Here is a 19077-nt window from a genome sequence, read left to right on the forward strand (position 1 = left end):
AAGGGTCTCTGGCTGCGGTATCCGCCTGGTGTCCCCATCGCGGCGCCAATCTTTGTCGTGGCGGACTGCTGGATGGCGATGCGATCATCTGCCCGTTCCACGGCGTGAGGGTCAACCTGCAAGGAGAAGGCCGGTTTCAGGCGCGGCACCTTGATGTGGCGGAAATCGGGGGTCTTATCTTTGTCAAGCAGCCCGGTGGAGAGGACGCCGGATTGATGCGGACATTGCAGGCCATGGAGAAGCAGGCGCAGTTCGTGCCGGGCTTTGAACTGGCATTGCGTGCCGAAGCTGAGCTTGTGGTTGAGAACGCCTTCGACCAAAGCCATTTCCGCCCGGTCCACCGGGTGGAAAACCTGCCGAGGTTTCGTCGCGAGGACCATCCCGATGGCGCATATGCCGTGAGCGGCAGCTTCACCTTGCCAACTTCCCCATGGCAGAAGGGCAGGCGCGGTGATCTCGTCGATGTACCGTTTCGTGCTACGGCCTACAGTCCGACGATCGTACTCTCGAACCTGGGCGGCGATCACCCCTACAGCATGATCACCACCGCCATGCCGATCTCCCCGACGGAAACCATTGCGCGCCTGTCACTGATCATGCCGGGAAGCCCAAGTCGCGAGGACTGTCTCTATCTGCTGGAACAGGCCAAGGCCGGCCTGATGCAAGACGCATTCATCTGGGAGGGCATGCGCCGGCCCGAAACCATCGACCCGGTCGAAAGCGATGCGATCATCCTCGGCTTCCGCGTTTTTTCCGATGGCTTTCGAACCATTGGGCAAGGAGCTGTAGCAGGTGCCGGGATCGGCGTGTCATGACCGCCGCAGGGCTTTTCGTGCACCGTTTGCCGGCGCGAAGCGCGCCGTCATCTGGCTGTGTTCTGTGGGTCCATGGCTATACGCTGGACGGCACAGTCTGGGCCCCGCTGTGGCAATTCCTGCCTGAATTTGACCATATCGCACCGGATCTGCCCGGACATGGCCAATCACGGCCCTTTGCAGGCGACGAAACCTTGCCCGGTCTGGCCGATGGCCTTCTGGCTCTCGCAGAGGCTGAGGCAGCGCGAACTGTCGTCGGCATGTCATTCGGCGGTTCGATCGTCTTGGAGGCTGCAATCCGGGCGCCGCGGCTCTTTGCAGCGATTGTCCTCGCCGCGCCGGGGCTCGCCGGCGGTCCACAGGATCCAGAGGCGGCGACCTGTAATCAGGAGCTTATCCGGCTTGCCGAACAAAGAGGTGTCGGCCCATGGCTGTCAGAGCGGTGGATGTCGGTTCCGCCAGGCGTCTTTGCCGGCCTGTCAGGAAGGCCCGCACTGAGACGCGCGCTCGCTGAAATTGTCGGGCGGCACCCATGGCAGGAACTTTTCCAGCCGGTGATGCGCAACCTGATGGCGCGACCGCAAACCACGGCCGAGATTGCTGCCATTGCCGGCGATATTCTGCTTCTCGTCGGCGAAGACGACATGCCTGCCTTCCTGCGCTGTGCCGAACTCATCCGCCGCTCCGCCCGGCAGGCGCAGCGCAGCACAATCGCGGGCGCTGCGCATCTGTGCCTGCTGGAACAGCCCTCCATGGCAGCCGATCTGATCCGCAAGCATCTGCTGCCGCACTGCCTGAGAATGACACATGGGGCATGACCTGGATCGCCCTGATACCCTGATATGGCTGTGCTATTTGAGCGCCATTTACACCTGCTGTGTCCTGGCAACGCTTGTGATCCACGAACTCGGGCACGCACTTGCCGCACACTGGCTGGGCGTCGAGTATTCCATGTCGCTGACGAGTGTGATCAGTGATGGCGGAACCGATGTCCGACGCGCAATGATTGCGGCGGCCGGACCAATGCTGTCTCTACTGCAGGGCGTGCTTGCTCTGGTCTTCCTGCTGCTGGCCGCACGCAATTCGGCGCTGCTGGCGCAATTTGGCCTGGTGATGGCCGCACTCGGCTTTTCGACTGCCTTCGGCTACCTGTTGACCACGCCATTCATCAGCACGGGCGACCTGGGAAAGGTGGCGAACTTGTTGCAGTTTCCGCTATGGCTGCGGATCCTGTTGGGCGTCGTGGGCGCACTTGCATTGACGGTGCTGGCGCGTTGGAGCGGCCATGCTCAACTGGCTCTGCTGCCGCCCGATTGGCGCGGCATGCCTGCATCGACCGCTTTTCTGCTGGGCGGCGTGGTTCCCTGGCTGGTTTCAATACCGGTGGTTCTGGCCCTGATGTGGCCTCCGCCTGCATTGCTTTCTCTGCTGTTCCCGTTTTTTGCCGGCTACTATCTGTTGATTGCCTGGTTCGACGGGCCAGTTTGGGCACGTGTGCCCAAACTGCCGGTGGCGCTGGAACCGCATCTTGCCGTCAGCCTTGGTGTTTCAAGCGCCATGATTATGCTGGCGGTTGTGCTGCGCTGGCGGGCCTGAATGCTGGCGCGGCAGGCGTGCTGGGAAATGATCGCTCGCCTGTTGTCTCGTGACGGATGAACGCGTCCGCTCTGAGTCAATAAGGTCCTGTTGCTGATAATCGACGTCAGATATCGACGACCAATCCCTTCATCTTCAGCACGGCTTCCAGATTGCTGACTTCGATGACCGATTTGCCCTGTTTATAGGCTTCGATGAAGCCGGCTTCTGCATCTTCTCTCGCCTGCGACAGCTTCGCAGCCTCCTGAGCTTCCCCGCGGCGCACAACCACAAGGCCATCGGCATCGCCGACGATGATGTCGCCCGGATGAATGATCTCGCCGCCGACGACGATGGAATCGTTGACCGCCGCAATGGTTTCCTTGACGGTGCCCTTGATGCAGACGCTCAGCGAAAAGACCGGGAAGCCGAGATCGCGCAGCTGCATCGTGTCGCGCACGCCGGTATCGGTCACCAGGCCACCAATGCCTTTGGCAAGGCAGGCATTGGCCAGCACGTCGCCGAAAGAGCCGGCCTCTTCGTATTCACCGGCCGATACGACGATGATATCGCCGGGCTTGGCATAGTTGATGGCCAGCTGCAGCATGAGATTGTCGCGCGGTGCGCATTTGACCGTGAAGGCCGGACCGCACAGCTTCATGCGGTAATCGACTGGCTTCAGGCGCGAGGACAGAGCGCCGCGACGCCCCTGGGCTTCGTGGATCGTGGCCGGCGAGAATTTGGCGAGCGCCTCGATATCGGCTTTTGCAGGCCGTTCGGCGATGTCTTTAATATGGATCACTGGAATTCCTCCCACGGTTGGACCGGCGGCGGGAACGTCCCGCCGCCTTCTGTCACGCATATTGTTCTTGGATGGAGATGGCGGCGGGGCGAGAGCCCGGCGGCATCAGGGGATCGGGTCGAACTTCAGTTCGGAGAGCGGCACGACCTTGTCGGCGCGTGTCATCTTGTATTCAGTGTTCGGGCCAAGCCACTTGTCCCAGATCTTGTTGATCTCACCCGACGTGTCGAGCTTGCGCAGTACTTCGTTGATCTTGGCGGTTAGCGCCGGATTGTCCTTGGCCATGCCAATGCCAATCGGCTGGAACAGCATCGGATCCATGATCATCCGCATTTCCTTGCCCTTGGTCTTGGATTCGTTGACGAACTTGGTCGTCGTCATGGTGTTGGCCACCATGCCGCGTGCCTTGCCCTGCTGGACGGCGAGATAGGCAGAGGCGGTGTCCTGGAAGGTCAGCGGCTCGGACTTATTGAGCTTGATCGACATTTCCGAGGTCGAACCCTTGGTCGAGGCGATGCGCTGGCCTTCGAAATCGGACTTCTTCTGGCCGGCATCATCGGCGGGAACGATCAGCATTTCCTTGGCCAGGTAATAGGGGTCGCTGAACTGGATCTGCTCGGCGCGGCTCAGCGTATAGGCAAGGTTGGCAACGGTGATATCCACACGGCCGAGCTTGACTTCCGGCACGCGGGCCTCGACGGAGACCGGCTTGACCTCGGCCTTCACGCCGATTTCCTTGGCAATGGCATTGCACAGGTCGACGTCGAAGCCGGCCATTTCGCGGGTCTTCGGATCGGGCGAAGCAAACGGCGGCACATCGGCAAATGTTGCGCAGCGCAGGGTCTTGGATGACAGTATGGTATCGAGCTGATCGGCCTTGGCCGGCGAGATTGCCGCGACACCGGCGAGTGCTGCCGAAAGAGTGATGCATTTCCAGTTCATTGCTGTTCTCCTTTGTTATTCTTCATGAATCTCAGTGACGCAGATCGGCCAGAAACCGCTGGGCACGGGGATGGCGGGGATTGTTGAAAAAGGTTTCCGGCGGCGCCGTTTCGATGATTTCGCCGGCATCGATGAACCAGATGCGGTCGGCCACATCGCGGGCAAAACCCATTTCATGCGTCACGCAGAGCATGGTCATGCCCTCGGCCGCCAGGCTCTTCATCACGGCCAGCACCTCGCCGACCATTTCGGGATCAAGCGCGCTGGTCGGTTCGTCAAACAGCATGACCGGCGGCTCCATGGCGAGCGCACGGGCAATCGCCACACGCTGCTGCTGGCCACCCGAGAGCTGGGCCGGATAGGCCTTGGCCTTGTCGGCGAGACCGACGCGATCAAGCAGCCTCAAGGCCTTGTCATAGGCAACATCCGGCGCCACGCCCTTGACACGCACGGGCGACATGGAGACGTTGTCGACCACCGACAGATGCGGAAAGAGATTGAAATTCTGGAAGACGAAACCGATGCGGCTGCGCAGAAGATTAAGCGCCTTCGTCGGCATCGGAGCGTGGATGTTCTGGCCATCAAAGGTGATCGAGCCGCTGCTGATTTCTTCCAGCCGGTTGATGGTTCGGATGAGGGTCGATTTTCCCGAACCCGATGGGCCGCAGATGACCACGACTTCGCCTCGGGCCACTTGCGCATCGATATTCTTCAGGACGGGATGGTCGCCATAGCTTTTGCAGACATTCGACAGCCGGATTGCCGGGAGCAATTCAGGCGATGTGGCGGACTGGGTCATGGCTGCTCCAAGGCGATTGGGCGGGGTTCTGCCGGCACGGCAGGACCGCGTGTTTCGCCGGCACGCCGGCGGGTGATCCGTCGCTCGATGATGTTGGCGACCTGCGTCAGGCTCCAGCAGATGGCGTAGTAGACGATCGCCAGAATGAGGAAGACCTGGAAGGGTTGTGTGAGCAGCTGGTTGTTCACCTGGTTTGCCGCAAAGGTCAGGTCCGGCACGTTGATGACGTAGCCGAGCGTCGTATCCTTGATCGTCGAGACAAAGGTGGAGATGATGCTGGGGATCATGTTGTAGAGCGCCTGCGGCAGGATGATGAAGCGCATGGCACCGAGATAGCTGTGTCCCAGCGCCTTGGCGGCCTCCATCTGGCCATGGCCGAGCGCCACGATGCCGCCGCGAACGACCTCGCTGAGGAAGGCGCCCTGATAGACGACGAGCGTTGTCAGCATGGTCACGAAGCTTGGAACATCCGCGCCGGTCAAAAGCGGCACGAGGAAATAGCTCCAGAGGATCAGCATCAGAAGCGGTACGCCACGGGTTATGTAGACCAGCGCCGTCACCGGCCACCGCAGCATCCGCCATTTCGACAGTCGCGCCAGCGCAAACAGGATGCTGACCGGGAAGGCCAGCGCAATGCTGAGCGCAGACAGGATGAGCGTGTTGGCAAGACCGCCAAGGGGGCCGTTCGGATATTGACCGATCAGCAGCAGAAGCCAGTGGTCGCTGATGATTGCGATCATGTCATTGATCATCGGGCTGCTCCCCGAAGTGGATCGGCGCGCATCGACAGATAGGCGCCGGCGGCCATGATGAGCAGCGAGAAGAAGAGATAGAGCACGGTGCCGATTACATAGATCTCAAAGGTGCGGAAGCTGAGGTTTTCGACTTCCTTCACCGCATGCGTCAGTTCCGGCGCACCGATGACAATGGCGATACTGCTGTTCTTGAACAGGGAGACACTGTGATTGATGAGCGGGGGAAGCGCGTTGCGCACGCCCTGTGGCAGGATGACGAAGCGCATCGCAGACAGATAGCTGTGGCCGAGCGCCTTGGAGGCCTCCATCTGGCCGGTGCTCACCGAGCGCAGACCTGAGCGCAGATCCTCGCTGAAATAGGCTGCCTGGCAGAGGCCAAGGCCAAGGATGGCAAAGATGGTTTCGGCATTGTGCGCAACAAGCCAGGAGGTCATCCAGTCCGGCAGAAGCGTGAAAATACCGAAATACCAGAGCATCAGCTGCACGAGCGTCGGGACGTTGCGATGGTAGGAGACATAGCCCGCCACCAGCCTGTCACCGAAGCGGAAGGGAGAAAACCGGATGCAGAGAAGGGAGAAAGCCAGCGCCATGGCCAGAAGCCAGGAGCCGATATAGATCACGAATGTCATTTCGATGCCGTGCAGCAGCATCGCGGTATAGTCGGCATTGTTGAGGATGGCCCAGAGATCGAACCCTTTCACGGCTTCGGCTCCCCGCTTTCGCCCGTTGCCTCCGGTGCCGGTTGCGGACGGGCCGTCTGCAGGCCACCCATGACCTGAAGCGTCGGGGTGATCTCCATGTGGCCGATATTCATCGATACCGGTGCGGCGATGGCAAAGGCGATGGCCTCGGCAATATCGCTGGCCTGCGGCAGTTCGAACCCATCGATGAACCGCTCGCGGATGCTCGGATCATTGCCGTGGACATGGGTGAAAATGTCGGTTGCCACGCGGCCGGGGCAGATTTCCGTCACCCGCACGCGCTTGCCGAAGGCATCGATCCGCAGCTGGTTGGACAGCATGGCCACACCGGCCTTGACGGCGTGATAGGTGGAGTTGCCGCCGAAATTGTAATTGCCGGCAATCGAGGAAATGTTGATGACATGTCCGCGATCGCGCGCCACCATGCCCGGAACGATCAGGCGGCAGATATGCAGCACGGCCCGCAGGTTGACGTCGACCAGAAGGTCGATATCGCCTTCGTCTGCTTCGAGGAATTTCTTCGGCCGATCGACGCCGGCATTGTTGACGAGAATGTCGAAGGGAACACGGCCTGCCAGCTCGGCAATGGCCGCGCGATCCGTCACGTCGATGACATGCGGAATGCAGCCGGTGCGGGCTGCCAGTTGCTGAAGCGCATCGCCGCTGCGGGCAATTGCGTGAACTTCGATGTTCTCGCGACGAAACCGTTCCACCACGGCAGCGCCGATACCGGAGGATGCACCGGTCACCAATGCAGTCTTGTAATCGGAGAAAGGCATTCTTGTTCCCTTGTTGTTGTTTGAAACACTAGCGAAGCTTCAATTGCTTGCCTAAGACCGATTATCTCTGGAGCAATAAGCAACTTGTATGGAGCCTCGACGACCGAAGTGTCGTAAGCTTCCGCCACGCGGCCCGGCGCGTTGCAAATGGTGCATGTCTCTGTAAACATGCGCCCGTGCAGATCAACAGCATACGGTCCCCATGGACATCAGGCGTCTCAAATCATTCATCGTCATCGTCGATAGCGGCAGTATCACCCGCGCCGCCGATCTGTTGCACATCGCCCAGCCGGCGCTCAGCCAGCAATTGGCAGCCCTTGAGGAGCATTTCGGTCAGAAGCTGCTGATCCGCAGCCAGCAGGGTGTCAGCATGACGGATGCCGGCCATGCGGTGTATCGCCATTCGCAGATCATTCTTCGCCAGATGGACCAGGCCCAGGCCGATGCATCGGCCGCCGGCAATTCCCTGGCCGGGCGCGTGTCGGTCGGACTTGTGCCCTTCAGCAGTGCTGCGACGCTTTCCGTCGAACTTCTGGCTGAAACCCGCCGCCGCCATCCGGGCATCCTGCTGCATCTGACCGAAAGCGTCGGCCAGACCTATAGCCAGATGATCATGAATGGCCGGCTGGAAATGGCGCTGATCCACGGAACCGGACCGATCAAAGGCGTGCGCTTCGATCCTATCCTCAGCGAAGAATTCTATCTCGTCGCCCATCGCGACTTTGCCATCGAGGCAGATACCAAGCCGGTGCCGCTGGCAGCACTCGACGGCATGCCGCTTCTGTTGCCGCCGGCCTATAATTTCGTGCGCCGCGCCGTGGATACGGCGTTCACGCGCACACGCAACAATATGAAAATCGTAGGGGAAGTCGAAATCGTGCGCACGCTCGCCCGCTCTGTTGCGGCGGGCCTTGGTGCTACCATCATGCCCAAGGCGATTGCCGACCGCATCGTGACGGAAACCAGCGAACCGCTGATCTGCCGGATCATCTCGCCGCGGATCGAGGAGACGCTGTCGCTGTGCGTCTCCGATCAGAATCCGCTATCGGAGCCAGCACTTGCGGTCAGGGACATTCTCGTCGAACTGACCGAGGGGCTGAAGACCTAAGTTTTATCAGCCCCCCAAAAAAGCTCAGCGCATGGAATTGCAGAATTCGGCAATCCGCGTGCAGCCCTCATTCAGCATCTCCATGCTTGTCGCATAGGAAATGCGGAAATGCGGGCTCATGCCATAGGCGGCACCTTGAACGGTGGCGACATGGTGCTCTTCGACAAGCGCCATGACGAAATCCACATCCGAGGTGATCTTGCGCCCGCCTTTGGTGGTCTTGCCGATCAGGCCGGCCATATTGGGATAGAGGTAGAAGGCGCCTTCCGGCTTGTGGCAGCGCAGGCCCTCGATCTCGGACAGACGGGCCACGACGAAATCGCGTCTCTCCCGATAGATGGCCGCGCGTTCCTTGAGCAGATCCTGCGGGCCGTCGAGCGCTGCAATGGCTGCGGCCTGGGTCAGGGTCGAGATGCCGCCGCCATTCTGGCCGTTGACATTGCTGATGGCAGCCATCAGCTCCTTCGAACCGCTGGCGCAGAAACCAAGCCGCCAGCCGGTCATGGCATAGGCCTTGGAGACGCCGTTCATCGTCAGCACCCGGTCCTTAAGTCGCGGCTCGACCTCGGCAATCGTGCAGAACTCGAAATCGTCATAGACCAGATGTTCGTAGATATCGTCCGTCAGGATGAACACATGCGGATGGCGCAGCATTACATCGGCAATCGCCGCCATTTCGGCGCGCGAGCAGGCGGCGCCTGTCGGGTTGTTGGGAAAATTCAGGAAAAGCCACTTGGTGCGGGGCGTGATGGCGGCTTCCAGATCCTCCGGCTTCAGCTTGAAGCCTGACGTTTCATAGCAGGGAACCGACACAGGCACCCCGCCGGCGAATTTGACGATATCGGCATAGCTGACCCAGGATGGGGTCGGAATGACGACCTCATCGCCGGGATTGCAGGTGGCCAGCATGGCATTGAAGATCACCTGCTTGCCGCCGCCCGACACAACGATCTGGCTTGCATCATAGTCGAGATTGTTGTCGCGCTTGAATTTCCGGCTGATTGCCGCCTTCAGCGCTGCCGTGCCGTCCATCGGCGGATATTTCGTATCGCCCTTCAGCGCCGCCGCATGGGCCGCCTCTATGGCATGGGCTGGCGTTGGAAAGTCCGGCTCCCCGGAGGAGAGGCTGACAACCTTGATGCCTTGCGCTGCCAGTTCACGGGCGCGTTGGGTCATGGCGGCAGAGGCGGAGATGGAGACATTCTTCAGACGGTCGGCTGTAACGGACATCAACGGGATCTTTCGATGGCAGAGGGAAAAAGGGGTGTGCCGTGGCGCGGTAGTGCCTGCGTCAGCTGGCGAGTTCGCAGGCCGGTGCAAGTGTGGCACCGGCTGCTTCAATTTCGCTGCGCACTATGCGCGCCAGTTCCAGCGCGCCGGGCGTATCGCTGTGAACCAGGATGGAGCGTGCCGGCATGGCGATGAGAGTGCCGTCAATGGCCTCGACACTGCCATCGACGAGGAAGCGCTTTACACGTGTCCGAACCGACGCCTCGTCCTTGACGAGGGCCCCCGGCAGGCCGCGCGGAACAAGGGCCGCGCTTGCATCATAGGCGCGGTCCGCCAGGAACAGAGCCAGCGTCTTCAGGCCTGCGCGCTTTGCCGCCTTTTCGATCTCGCTGCCGGCCGTCCCGAAAATCACCAGTCCGGGATCGACGGCGGCGATGGCCGCCATCATCATGTCGGCAAGCGCCGGGTCGCGGTTGACCATATTGCCCATTGCCGCATGGAAGCTGAAATGGCCGACCGACACGCCCTCGCTTTTCGCAATCGCGGTGAGGGCGCCCAACTGGTAGAGCATCTGCTGTCGCAATTCGTCCGGCTGGAACGGCATTTCGCGGCGGCCAAAGCCTGTGCGATCCGGCAGGCCGGGATGGGCGCCGATGCCAACGCCGTTCGCCTTGGCCAGCCGCACCATGCGCGCCATCGTATCAGGATCGCCGCCATGGAAGCCGCAGGCGATATTGGCCGAAGAGACGACCTTCATCATCGCTTCGTCGTCGCACAAGCGGTAGGGGCCAAATCCTTCGCCCATATCCGAATTCAGATCGATCTTCATCCTGCCCTCCCTTGGGCTTTGGTCTGCAAGCATGGCTAGGCAAACGCCTTCAGCGCGCGCTTGACCATTCCGGACGTCACTTTCACGTCCTCGATATAGCGGGCAACGGCCTGTTCCACCGCACGCGCTTGCGCATGGGTGGAGCGCACGAAACGCAAGCGGCTGCCAATTCTCGCCTGGCCCAGACGCCACAGATCGCATTCGATGACGCCGGCGATCTTCGGATATCCGCCTGCCGTGTTGGCGTCGCTCATCTGCACGATGGGTTCGCCCCCCGGCGGAACCTGGATAACCCCCGGCACGACGCCATGCGAGCGCATTTCAACCACGTCCGTCGGCATGATCGGATCACCGGACAGCCGATAGCCGGTGCGGTCGCTGCGCGCGGAAATCCGCCAGGTCTGGTTCCAGAATGCGGCGCCATCCTCGGCAAAAAGACCATGCTCACCAGCCGGCAGAGCCCGCACCAGAACGGCACCGTCAGTCGATTGCGGAAAGACATCGGCGAGCGCCACGAGCGGTTCCACCACGGCAAGGCCGGATGGCGGCACTGCCAGTAGGCTTGCATCATCGCCGATGGCAATCCGATCGCCCTTTTGCAGCGGTCGTCCGGCATGGCCACCAAAGCCGCCACGAAGCGATGTGCTGCGCGAGCCCATGACCGGCGCAATATCCAGGCCGCCCGCGATGCAGACATAGGCGCGCGCCAGCTTCGGCGGCTGCCTCAATTCCAGAACCTGGCCCGCTTCGGCATGATGAGCGCACCAGGAGAGCTTTTCGATGCCGTCGAGCAGCGGAGCGCCATCACTTCCGGAAACGATGAAAACCGCGCGCCGATCAAAGCGCAGGCAGAAGGGAAAGGTCTGGATTTCCAGAACCGCAGCACCTTCGTCATTGCCGAGGAGACTATTGCCGATCCTGACGGCCAGCGGGTCCATGGCGCCGCTGGCGGATACGCCAATATCACGGTAGCCCGGTCGTCCAAGATCCTGCACGGTGTTGAACGGGCCGGTTTCGATGATCTCGATCATAGCTCGATCCTTTCGGGCACGAAGCGTACGGTATCGCCCGGCGCCATCATGGCCGGCATCGGCGACAGCGGATCGAACATCTGCAATTCGGCAAAACCGATGGAATTCCAGCCGTTCGGACCTGTCAGCATGGCAACGCCTGTCTGCATGCCACCGATCGTGACGCAGCCCTTCTCCATTTTCAGCGAGGGCACCGTTTTGCGCGGCATGTAGAGACGCGGATCCAGCCCGTGGAGATAGCCGAAGCCCGGCGCACTGCCGAGCGCAAAGACCCTATAGGTACCCTGATGGTGGAGACGGATCACTTCTTGGTCGGTAAGCCCGGAAAGATCACATAATGCGGCAAGATCCACGGCAAATTCCCCGCCATAGTGAACCGGGATTTCGATGGTCTTGCCCGAAAGATCGATGCTCTGTGCGGCGTCCCAGGCGGCGCAAAGCCGGTCGATGATCTGTTCAGGCTCTTCCGGCGTCTCGCGGAAAATCGCCAGAAGATTGGTCATGCCGGGAATTATTTCCGCCAGATCGGCCCAACCCTTCAGCGTTTGCGACAGCGCCCAGATGCGGCGTTGTGATGCAAGGTCGAAATCGCCGGGTGCTTCCAGAAGAAAGGACCGTGCGCCTATGGAGGAGATGCGGGCACGGTTCTGGCCCAGAGGCACAATCTGGTGGCGGGGTACGTGTTTGTTCGGCGTGGCAATCATGACTGGGGTTCGATCTGAAACAGGGTGTCACCAAAACCAACCAGCGCGCCGGCCTCGACGAATTGTCTGGTCAACAGACCGGCCTTTGGCGCGGCAAGAGGCAGGAGCACGGGACCAAGGCGCAGGAAGCCGAGCGCCTGGCCAGCGGCAACCGTTCGCGGAAGGTCTGCTGGTACCTCTGAGGAGCCAGGGCGTGGCGGACAAAAAATCCCTGCCATCGGCGCTTTGATGCTCAGGGCAGGCGAGGGCGCCGGCGCTGCGTGGCTGACCTTCTCCTCTGCGGACATGATGATGCGAAGCGTGCCGGACGGTCCCGAAATTTCCACACCATCGACGCCGGCCGTCGTCAGTGCGTCGGTCAGAAAGGCGATGGTCTGCGGGTCAGTGAGATCGATGGAAGTCATGGCTTGCTCCGCAGTTTCAGCCATTGTTCGAGATAATGGATATCCGTCTCGCCCTTGGCAAAAGCCTCATCCTGAAACAGGGCCTGCAGAAATGCGATATTGGTGGAGATCCCATCGATGCGGGTATCGCCCAGCGCCCGGCGCATTGTTTCCATCGCCTGCGCCCGCGTTGGCGCATGGACGATCACCTTGGCAATCAGTGAATCGTAATAGGGCGATACCTTGTAGCCGGCATGGATATGCGTATCGACACGGATACCGTGGCCTTGCGGCAGGTTAAGGCCGGTGATGACGCCGGCGGACGACAGGAAGCTTTCCGGGTCCTCGGCATTGATGCGGCATTCGAAGGAATGGCCGTTGCAGCTCACATCCGCCTGAGTGATCGCGAGTGCAACACCTTGTGCTGCGCGGATCTGTTCCTGGACGATGTCGAGGCCGCTGGTCATTTCGGTGACCGGATGTTCGACCTGCAGGCGGGTATTCATCTCGATGAAATAGAAAGCGCCATCCTCATAGAGAAATTCGAAAGTGCCCACACCGCGATAGCCGATCTGCTGGCAGGCCTTCACGCAGGCCTCGCCAACCGGTGCGATGATTGCCTCGGCAATACCCGGCGCTGGCGCCTCTTCCACCACTTTCTGGTGGCGGCGCTGCATCGAGCAGTCGCGATGGCCGAGCCAGACTGCATTGCCATGGCTGTCGCACAGCACCTGGATTTCGATATGGCGGGGATGCCGGAGAAACTTTTCCATATAGAGTTCTGCCGAGCCGAAGGCCTGGCGTGCCTCTTCCCGCGTCAGGGCAATCGCATCGTGCAGCTGTTCAGCCTGTGCGACAACCCGCATGCCGCGCCCGCCGCCGCCGGCTGTCGCCTTGATGATGACTGGGTAACCGATCTCGAGCGCGATCTGTGCGACCGCCGATGGATCATCGGGAAGTGCCGTATCTGGACCGGGAACGCAGGGAACGCCAGCTGCGATCATCGCCCGCTTGGCGGAAATCTTGTCACCCATGATGGCGATCGAGCGGGCGTCGGGGCCGATGAACACCAGCCCCGCCTTCTCCACGGCCTCGGCAAAAGCGGCATTTTCCGACAGGAAACCATAGCCGGGATGGATTGCGCCCGCGCCGGTCAAGCGAGCGGCGAGAAGCAGGGCATCCTTGTTCAGGTAGCTTTTCGTTGCACTGGACGGGCCGATGCAGAGAAAACTGTCGGCGGTCTTGCCATAGGCTGCGTCGCGATCAGCTTCCGAACAGACGCAGACCGTCTTCAGGTCCAGAGCGCGGCACGCCGCCTGGATGCGGGCGGCGATCTCGCCTCTATTGGCAATCAATACGCTGTCGAAGCGCAGTTTGGTTGCTGATGCCTCGGGGACTGGAACTGCAACCGGCATCAGGCGATCTCCGCCAGGATGTCGCCGGTCTCAACCTCGCCACCATCAATATCGGTGAGGAAGGTGATGCGGCCGGCGCGCTGCGCAGAAATGGAATTGAACACCTTCATGGCTTCAATGACAAACAGGGTCTGGCCTTCTTCCACCTCGTCGCCAAGCGTGACGAAGGGCGCCTCTCCGGGCGCCGGTGTTCGATGCAGCACGCCAAAGACAGGCGCCTTGACCGGAAAGGTCGAAGGCTTGGCCGCAAGAGCAGCAGCAACTGGTGCGCCAGGTACGGTTCCGGAGGCGGCAGGCGCCGTTGAGATCGTGGATTGGCTGGCCGCGTTGCGGAAAATCCGAACAGTCACGTCCTTTTCGGTCACCGACAGTTCGGTGATCTTCGATCGTCCGACAAAATCGATCAGCGTCTTTATTTTCGACAGGTCCATAAGCGTGCCCGGCATTTCAGGATCATGGCCACCCTCCCGACATGTATCGGGCATGGTGCCGCTGACGTGATCCGTAACATGGACGCTTGGACGATGGGGTCAGACGAAGTTTTGATGGAGCGGGCCTGGGCTCCCGTTTGACTCCCGCCTGCGGGATTTTTTACTGGCGCGCTGACCGCATCGTCTTGGGGCTCACACCAAACTTTGCCTTGAAGGCGCGGTTGAAGCTCGAGAGATCATTGAATCCCCAGGAAAAGGCGATTTCCGTGATGGAGCGTGATTTCAGCGAAGCCGACCGGAGATCGTCTGCCACGCCTTCCAGTCGTTGATCGAGGATCCATTTGCCCGGCGTAACCCCGTGGATCTGGAACAATCTGTGCAAGGTTCTGAGCGACATACCCTCCATTTCCGCAAGCTCCCGGAAATCGGGTATGGAACTGCGGATATACCGCAGGATACGCGCTTGCAGGCGCTCGAACCTCAGAAGATCGGCGTCATCAACGCCGGATGTTTCAAACTGGATGGCATTGGCAATCAGCTCGGCTGCCGAATTGGTGAATATATCAAGTCCCTTGGTGCCGAGGGTTTCGGCATTCTGCGCAAGCTGAAACACAAAGCCGGCAGCCAGTGCGACCGAACCGGTCTGACCATTGAATCGTCGCGCCGTCTGACGCGAAAGGCTCGGCAGGCGCCGTTCCAATATCTGCCGCGGCATCCGGAAAATCAGCTGATCAAAGGGCTTGTCGAACGACAGTCTATAGGGGCGCGTGGCTTCGTAGATTGCGAAATCGCCTTTTTCTAGCCTGGCCTGCCGGCCGTCCTGTTCGACAAAACCATAACCCGATGCCTGCACCGCAAAGATCACGACGTCCTGCGGGTCGCTCTTGATGTTGGCGGACGTGCGCGATGTCAGCTGGCGGGTGGATTGGACGAAGGACAGCGTATTGGAGCCTGGCAAGGCTTCGCGCACATGGCCGTAAAAACAGGGGTCATCAGTCCTGCTTTCCAGTCGAACATAGGTTGACCAGAGCCTTTCTCGCCAATGCTCGAACATTTTTGGATCGAGCTGCGTCATCTGCTCCTCCAGGATGATTGGGCCTGCTCATCGGGGTTCATATTTTTTGCTCGGATGTCAATGCCATGGCCCATGGAGCTCTATGACCTCACTGTGGCACTGAAAGCCTGTTTTATTGGCATTGTCAACGGTGCGCAATTTATGTGCAGCGATAGGTTGGTCTGCATAGGGACCGCTTAAACGGCTCCACACCTTATGAAGCCCTGTCCGTTCGGAGAACCGCCATGAAACCTGAAAAGCCAGTCTCTGCAATGCCGGAGAATTGGGAGCCGCCGGTGCCTGCCTGGTCTGCCCTGCCGCGGGCCGGGAAAACCACGATCGCCTATCTTGCGGCACAGCATGGTGACAAAGCGATGGCGCTGCAGGGTCTATCCGCCATCCGGAATTTCCTGGAGGTGCAGGGAGGGCCATACCATGTCGATTATGCGCTCTCGACGATCGGTGCCGATGTGACCGATGCATTTGCCGTCGCCTATTTCCACGGCCCGGAGCATTTTGCGGCCTGGAGCGAGCAATCCGGCTTTGGCGCCTGGTGGAGCAGTGATGCGCGGCTGAGCGATGCCTCGGGCTATTGGCAGGAGCGCCTGACCCTGCCGGCCGAGCGCATGGAAAGTCTGCACTCTTCCAACGTGCCGGATGGCCATGCTCATGGTGTCGATCTGCGCGGACCCATCCGCGAGCACAATTACTGGGGCGGCATGCGTGATCGTATCGAACTGTCCAAGGATGACTGGCTGGAAACCCCGCTTAGCCAGGTCCTGGACCGTCAGGTGATCACACCGGCCAGCCGTGTCGTGGTGAAGGCGCCGTTGAACTTCTGCATCATCCGCTCCGGTCAGGATCTCAGCGATTCCGGCGAGGAAGAGCGTGCGGTCTATGCCGAGATCGTCAAACCCAACCTGATCGCCGGCATGGATTTCCTGGCGCAGCAGGGGCTGGAGATCGGCTGTGCCGCCGCCCGTTATGCCGTTGAAATCACGCCGGATGGAACGCCGCTTGCCCGCACGTTCGGCAACTGTCTTTTCGTCAGCATGAAGCACCTGGAAGATTGGTCCAAGAGCCACCCGACCCATCTCTCCATCTTTGGCAGTTTCTTCAAGATGCTGAAGGCCCGCAACAATCAGATCAGCCTGCGGCTCTGGCACGAGGTCGTCGTCCTGCCGAATGACGAGCAGCATTTTGAATATCTGAACTGCCATCCCAGAACCGGCCTGTCCGGCCTGTTTCAATAATATCTCAAGCCAAAAGGGAACTCTGATCATGAAGCCCATCAAAGCGGCGGCCGTGCAGGCCGCACCTGTCTACATGAACCTCAATGCATCGATCACGAAGGCCGAGACGATCGTTGCGGAAGCCGCATCCCATGGCGCAAAGCTCGTTGCCTTTCCGGAAACCTGGCTTCCGGGCTATCCCTGGTTCATCTGGCTCGGCGCGCCGGCGGAAGGCATGCAGTTCATTCCGCCCTATCATGACAACAGCATGGAACTGCGCTCGCCTGAAATGAAGCGTCTGCAGAAGATCGCGGCAAAATACGAAGTGACGCTCGTCATGGGCTATTCCGAGCGCGATGGCGGCAGTCGCTACATGTCGCAGGTCATCATCGGTGAAGAGGGTGAGATCCTGCTCAACCGTCGCAAGCTGAAGCCGACACATGTGGAACGGACGATCTATGGCGATGGCGACGGCTCCGATATCAAGGTTGTCGATTCAGCCTTTGGCCGCCTCGGCGCGCTCAACTGCTGGGAGCACATGCAGCCGCTCGTCAAGATGGCGATGTATGCCCAGCACGAGGAAGTGCATGTCGCCGGCTGGCCGAGCTTCTGCGTCTATCGCGACATGGCCTATGCGCTTGGGCCGGAAGTCAATCTGGGCGCCAGCCGCCAGTATGCGGTGGAAGGCAGCGCCTATGTGATTGCACCTTGCGCCATCGTCAGCCAGGAGATGTTTGATATGCTGGCCGACACGCCCCAGAAGGCGATGTATCTCAACCCGCAGACTTCCAAGCCCGGTGGCGGCTTTGCGCAGATCTTCGGCCCCGACGGTCGTGCGCTCTGCGAGCCGATCCCGGAAGATCAGGAAGGCATTCTCTATGCCGATCTCGATCCGGCGATGATTGCCATTGCCAAGGCGGCAGCCGATCCGGCCGGTCATTATTCCCGCGCCGATGCCGTCAAGCTGGTGATCAACCGCGAAAAGCGCCAGGTGATGGAAGAGCGCAAGGTGCCGGAAAAACCCTCCTTCGAGGTCATCCCGCTTGAGGCCGAAGACGCCTGAGTAAACCATGTGGACTGTAACGGCATCCCTCCGCGTCTTGCGCGGGGGGATACCTACCGGTCCAGCAAGCGCGGAGCAGCGCCGAGCCTATACCGTCGCAGGTCGGCGGAATGAACCGGACATTTGGTGTCCGCTTCCGACGCGCTCAAAGCGCAACCGAAAATAAAATGAAATCATAACCTTGCTGGTTCTTCCGCCATTCAGACCCGTGCGCGGGAGGGGCAGTTGAGGGATAGGCCTATTGAAGAGGTCAAGCGGGCCGGCCTTGCCGCGTTCTGGCGTCGGCATTTCTGTCGATGCCGGATGCTTTTGGCAGCCGATAGGCTGCCAGCGCCACGATCCATGTGGAAATCCATCAAAAAAAGGGGAACTTTATGAAGAAGATTATTGAGCGTTGCAGTCTTTCCGCGGCCAAAGCCATGATTGCCGGGATGACGGCCCTTGCAGGCATTACCCTGTCGTCGGGCAGTGCCAGTGCAATCGACATGTCGCCGGCCGATTATACCGTGCTTCCGGACGGTACTGTGCTGGCGCTGACCTATTTCCAGTATTCCACCAGTGACCGCCTGAATGTCGATGGTGTTGGCGATATTCCCGGCTCCCGCCTGGATGTTGGCGTTACCTTGCTGCGTGGCGTCTACTATTCAAGCATCGACGGTGTGCCGGTCTCTATGCAGGCAATCCTGCCGGTTGGAACATTTCCGAATGCGACCATCGGCGGTACCGATCAGCAGACCTCTGACGGTTTTGGTGACCTTACCCTTGGCTTTACCGTCACGCCCGTCAACACCAGCGATAAGGACTATGGGACGACGATTGGTATTACCACCTTCCTGACCACACCGACCGGCAATTTCGACACGACCGGGGTCAGCCTCGGATCTGGCACCTGGACACTCACGCCACAGATCGGCCTGATGCAGGGACTGGGCAACGGTTTCTTCTTCGATGCCGCCGTCGATGTCGCCTTCCAGAAGGATCACAAGGAGGATGGCCTGTCCTTTTCGCGCAATCCTTCGACTGAACTGCAAACCTATCTGCGCTATCAGGTCAGCGAAAAGACGTCTGTCTCCTTCGGCTATGCAGGCTTCTTCGGTGGCGCAAGCAAGGTCGACGACGTTGCGACGGGTCTGAAGACCCGCTCGGATCAACTGCGCATCTTTGCCAATACATTTGTCACCCCAAGCGTCCAGCTGCAGGGCATGCTCGGCACCGACATCAATGTCGAAGGTGGCTTCAAACAGGACCTCGTTGCCCAGATCCGCGTCTTGAAGATCTTCTAAATGGCGGCAAGCCGCCCGGCTTGCAAAACGACCATCCGGCCCGGAAACCGGAAGGCTGCATCCCCGTTCAACCGCGTACTAGCCGAAGCCGATCCGTCGGCGGTGCGCGGTATGACCAATGTAGTCGGACGTTTAGAAAAACGGGG

Annotated in this window: 21 protein-coding genes; 7 read left to right on the forward strand and 14 right to left on the reverse strand. The window is 60.2% G+C overall.

From position 1 onward, the window contains the following. Positions 1–215 precede the first annotated feature (215 nt). From E8M77_RS00270 to E8M77_RS00280, 3 genes are read left to right on the forward strand one after another with little or no spacing between them, the layout of a single operon-like run. Positions 216–815 carry a hypothetical protein gene (locus tag E8M77_RS00270; protein ID WP_246659068.1) on the forward strand — a complete coding sequence of 200 codons (600 nt, stop codon included), beginning with the start codon at positions 216–218 and terminating at the stop codon, positions 813–815. Then, complete coding sequence (locus E8M77_RS00275; RefSeq protein ID WP_137128606.1) at positions 812–1633, forward strand: alpha/beta hydrolase; 822 nt, start codon at positions 812–814, stop codon at positions 1631–1633. The genes E8M77_RS00270 and E8M77_RS00275 overlap by 4 nt, the downstream gene beginning before the upstream one ends. Next, positions 1623–2411: a hypothetical protein gene (locus E8M77_RS00280; RefSeq protein WP_137128607.1), complete on the forward strand. Its 789-nt coding sequence runs from the start codon at positions 1623–1625 to the stop codon at positions 2409–2411. Before E8M77_RS00275 ends, E8M77_RS00280 begins: the two co-directional genes overlap by 11 nt. Positions 2412–2517: 106 nt before the next feature. Here E8M77_RS00280 and E8M77_RS00285 read toward each other — a convergent pair whose 3' ends face one another. From E8M77_RS00285 to E8M77_RS00310, 6 genes are all read right to left on the reverse strand, one after another. After that, complete coding sequence (locus tag E8M77_RS00285) at positions 2518–3192, reverse strand: 4-carboxy-4-hydroxy-2-oxoadipate aldolase/oxaloacetate decarboxylase (RefSeq protein WP_137128608.1); 675 nt, start codon at positions 3190–3192, stop codon at positions 2518–2520. Positions 3193–3297: 105 nt separating this feature from the next. Continuing rightward, entirely contained in the window at positions 3298–4134 is an 837-nt protein-coding gene (locus E8M77_RS00290) for an ABC transporter substrate-binding protein (RefSeq protein ID WP_137128609.1), read from the reverse strand. A gap of 31 nt (positions 4135–4165) precedes the next feature. Beyond that, positions 4166–4933, reverse strand: a complete 768-nt coding sequence (locus tag E8M77_RS00295) for an amino acid ABC transporter ATP-binding protein (RefSeq protein ID WP_137128610.1) — start codon at positions 4931–4933, stop codon at positions 4166–4168. After that, positions 4930–5685: an amino acid ABC transporter permease gene (locus E8M77_RS00300; RefSeq protein WP_137128611.1), complete on the reverse strand. Its 756-nt coding sequence runs from the start codon at positions 5683–5685 to the stop codon at positions 4930–4932. The genes E8M77_RS00295 and E8M77_RS00300 overlap by 4 nt, the downstream gene beginning before the upstream one ends. Beyond that, positions 5682–6389, reverse strand: a complete 708-nt coding sequence (locus E8M77_RS00305) for an amino acid ABC transporter permease (RefSeq protein ID WP_137128612.1) — start codon at positions 6387–6389, stop codon at positions 5682–5684. The genes E8M77_RS00300 and E8M77_RS00305 overlap by 4 nt, the downstream gene beginning before the upstream one ends. After that, complete coding sequence (locus E8M77_RS00310; RefSeq protein ID WP_137128613.1) at positions 6386–7168, reverse strand: SDR family oxidoreductase; 783 nt, start codon at positions 7166–7168, stop codon at positions 6386–6388. Before E8M77_RS00310 ends, E8M77_RS00305 begins: the two co-directional genes overlap by 4 nt. 202 nt (positions 7169–7370) lie before the next feature. Between E8M77_RS00310 and nac the strand changes: the two genes are divergently transcribed. After that, entirely contained in the window at positions 7371–8276 is a 906-nt protein-coding gene (gene nac, locus E8M77_RS00315) for a nitrogen assimilation transcriptional regulator NAC (protein WP_137128614.1), read from the forward strand. Positions 8277–8300: 24 nt separating this feature from the next. Here the strand turns inward: nac and E8M77_RS00320 are convergent, their stop codons facing one another. The 8 genes from E8M77_RS00320 to E8M77_RS00355 all read right to left on the reverse strand — a co-directional run bounded on the left by E8M77_RS00320 (position 8301) and on the right by E8M77_RS00355 (position 15374). Further along, positions 8301–9506 carry a pyridoxal phosphate-dependent aminotransferase gene (locus E8M77_RS00320; protein ID WP_137128615.1) on the reverse strand — a complete coding sequence of 402 codons (1206 nt, stop codon included), beginning with the start codon at positions 9504–9506 and terminating at the stop codon, positions 8301–8303. A gap of 61 nt (positions 9507–9567) precedes the next feature. Then, a complete protein-coding gene (locus E8M77_RS00325; RefSeq protein WP_137128616.1) occupies positions 9568–10335 on the reverse strand; it encodes a 5-oxoprolinase subunit PxpA in 768 nt (255 codons plus the stop codon). Between the two features lie 35 nt (positions 10336–10370). Next, positions 10371–11366, reverse strand: a complete 996-nt coding sequence (locus E8M77_RS00330) for a biotin-dependent carboxyltransferase family protein (RefSeq protein WP_137128617.1) — start codon at positions 11364–11366, stop codon at positions 10371–10373. After that, the gene (gene pxpB / locus E8M77_RS00335) at positions 11363–12070 is read right to left on the reverse strand and encodes a 5-oxoprolinase subunit PxpB (RefSeq protein WP_137128618.1); all 708 of its coding nucleotides are present in this window, start codon (positions 12068–12070) and stop codon (positions 11363–11365) included. Before pxpB ends, E8M77_RS00330 begins: the two co-directional genes overlap by 4 nt. Continuing rightward, positions 12067–12474 carry an acetyl-CoA carboxylase gene (locus E8M77_RS00340; protein ID WP_137128619.1) on the reverse strand — a complete coding sequence of 136 codons (408 nt, stop codon included), beginning with the start codon at positions 12472–12474 and terminating at the stop codon, positions 12067–12069. Before E8M77_RS00340 ends, pxpB begins: the two co-directional genes overlap by 4 nt. Continuing rightward, positions 12471–13868 (reverse strand): acetyl-CoA carboxylase biotin carboxylase subunit, encoded by a 1398-nt coding sequence (locus E8M77_RS00345; RefSeq protein WP_137128620.1) that lies wholly within the window; start codon positions 13866–13868, stop codon positions 12471–12473. The genes E8M77_RS00340 and E8M77_RS00345 overlap by 4 nt, the downstream gene beginning before the upstream one ends. Then, a complete protein-coding gene (locus tag E8M77_RS00350) occupies positions 13868–14299 on the reverse strand; it encodes an acetyl-CoA carboxylase biotin carboxyl carrier protein subunit (protein WP_137128745.1) in 432 nt (143 codons plus the stop codon). The genes E8M77_RS00345 and E8M77_RS00350 overlap by 1 nt, the downstream gene beginning before the upstream one ends. Before the next feature lie 160 nt (positions 14300–14459). Further along, complete coding sequence (locus tag E8M77_RS00355; protein WP_137128621.1) at positions 14460–15374, reverse strand: helix-turn-helix domain-containing protein; 915 nt, start codon at positions 15372–15374, stop codon at positions 14460–14462. 224 nt (positions 15375–15598) lie between these two features. Between E8M77_RS00355 and E8M77_RS00360 the strand changes: the two genes are divergently transcribed. The 3 genes from E8M77_RS00360 to E8M77_RS00370 all read left to right on the forward strand — a co-directional run bounded on the left by E8M77_RS00360 (position 15599) and on the right by E8M77_RS00370 (position 18931). After that, positions 15599–16606, forward strand: a complete 1008-nt coding sequence (locus tag E8M77_RS00360) for a phenylacetaldoxime dehydratase family protein (protein WP_137128622.1) — start codon at positions 15599–15601, stop codon at positions 16604–16606. 28 nt (positions 16607–16634) lie between these two features. Continuing rightward, on the forward strand, positions 16635–17648 hold the full coding sequence (locus E8M77_RS00365; RefSeq protein ID WP_137128623.1) for a carbon-nitrogen hydrolase family protein: 1014 nt from the start codon (positions 16635–16637) through the stop codon (positions 17646–17648). Between the two features lie 374 nt (positions 17649–18022). Continuing rightward, positions 18023–18931 carry a transporter gene (locus E8M77_RS00370; protein WP_205910435.1) on the forward strand — a complete coding sequence of 303 codons (909 nt, stop codon included), beginning with the start codon at positions 18023–18025 and terminating at the stop codon, positions 18929–18931. Positions 18932–19077: the final 146 nt, after the last annotated feature.

It is taken from the genome of Rhizobium sp. FY34 (genome assembly GCF_005222845.1).
GTDB lineage: Bacteria > Pseudomonadota > Alphaproteobacteria > Rhizobiales > Rhizobiaceae > Neorhizobium.

Coding starts and splice junctions, on each gene's coding strand:
- E8M77_RS00270 (WP_246659068.1), top strand. CDS start 216: ATGCGGACATTGCAGGCCATGGAGAAGCAGGCGCAGTTCGTGCCGGGC.
- E8M77_RS00320 (WP_137128615.1), bottom strand. CDS start 9,506: ATGTCCGTTACAGCCGACCGTCTGAAGAATGTCTCCATCTCCGCCTCT.
- pxpB (WP_137128618.1), bottom strand. CDS start 12,070: ATGATTGCCACGCCGAACAAACACGTACCCCGCCACCAGATTGTGCCT.
- E8M77_RS00355 (WP_137128621.1), bottom strand. CDS start 15,374: ATGACGCAGCTCGATCCAAAAATGTTCGAGCATTGGCGAGAAAGGCTC.
- E8M77_RS00290 (WP_137128609.1), bottom strand. CDS start 4,134: ATGAACTGGAAATGCATCACTCTTTCGGCAGCACTCGCCGGTGTCGCG.
- E8M77_RS00295 (WP_137128610.1), bottom strand. CDS start 4,933: ATGACCCAGTCCGCCACATCGCCTGAATTGCTCCCGGCAATCCGGCTG.
- E8M77_RS00280 (WP_137128607.1), top strand. CDS start 1,623: ATGGGGCATGACCTGGATCGCCCTGATACCCTGATATGGCTGTGCTAT.
- E8M77_RS00325 (WP_137128616.1), bottom strand. CDS start 10,335: ATGAAGATCGATCTGAATTCGGATATGGGCGAAGGATTTGGCCCCTAC.
- E8M77_RS00350 (WP_137128745.1), bottom strand. CDS start 14,299: ATGGACCTGTCGAAAATAAAGACGCTGATCGATTTTGTCGGACGATCG.
- E8M77_RS00340 (WP_137128619.1), bottom strand. CDS start 12,474: ATGACTTCCATCGATCTCACTGACCCGCAGACCATCGCCTTTCTGACC.
- E8M77_RS00330 (WP_137128617.1), bottom strand. CDS start 11,366: ATGATCGAGATCATCGAAACCGGCCCGTTCAACACCGTGCAGGATCTT.
- nac (WP_137128614.1), top strand. CDS start 7,371: ATGGACATCAGGCGTCTCAAATCATTCATCGTCATCGTCGATAGCGGC.
- E8M77_RS00300 (WP_137128611.1), bottom strand. CDS start 5,685: ATGATCAATGACATGATCGCAATCATCAGCGACCACTGGCTTCTGCTG.
- E8M77_RS00370 (WP_205910435.1), top strand. CDS start 18,023: ATGAAGAAGATTATTGAGCGTTGCAGTCTTTCCGCGGCCAAAGCCATG.
- E8M77_RS00360 (WP_137128622.1), top strand. CDS start 15,599: ATGAAACCTGAAAAGCCAGTCTCTGCAATGCCGGAGAATTGGGAGCCG.
- E8M77_RS00275 (WP_137128606.1), top strand. CDS start 812: ATGACCGCCGCAGGGCTTTTCGTGCACCGTTTGCCGGCGCGAAGCGCG.
- E8M77_RS00365 (WP_137128623.1), top strand. CDS start 16,635: ATGAAGCCCATCAAAGCGGCGGCCGTGCAGGCCGCACCTGTCTACATG.
- E8M77_RS00310 (WP_137128613.1), bottom strand. CDS start 7,168: ATGCCTTTCTCCGATTACAAGACTGCATTGGTGACCGGTGCATCCTCC.
- E8M77_RS00345 (WP_137128620.1), bottom strand. CDS start 13,868: ATGCCGGTTGCAGTTCCAGTCCCCGAGGCATCAGCAACCAAACTGCGC.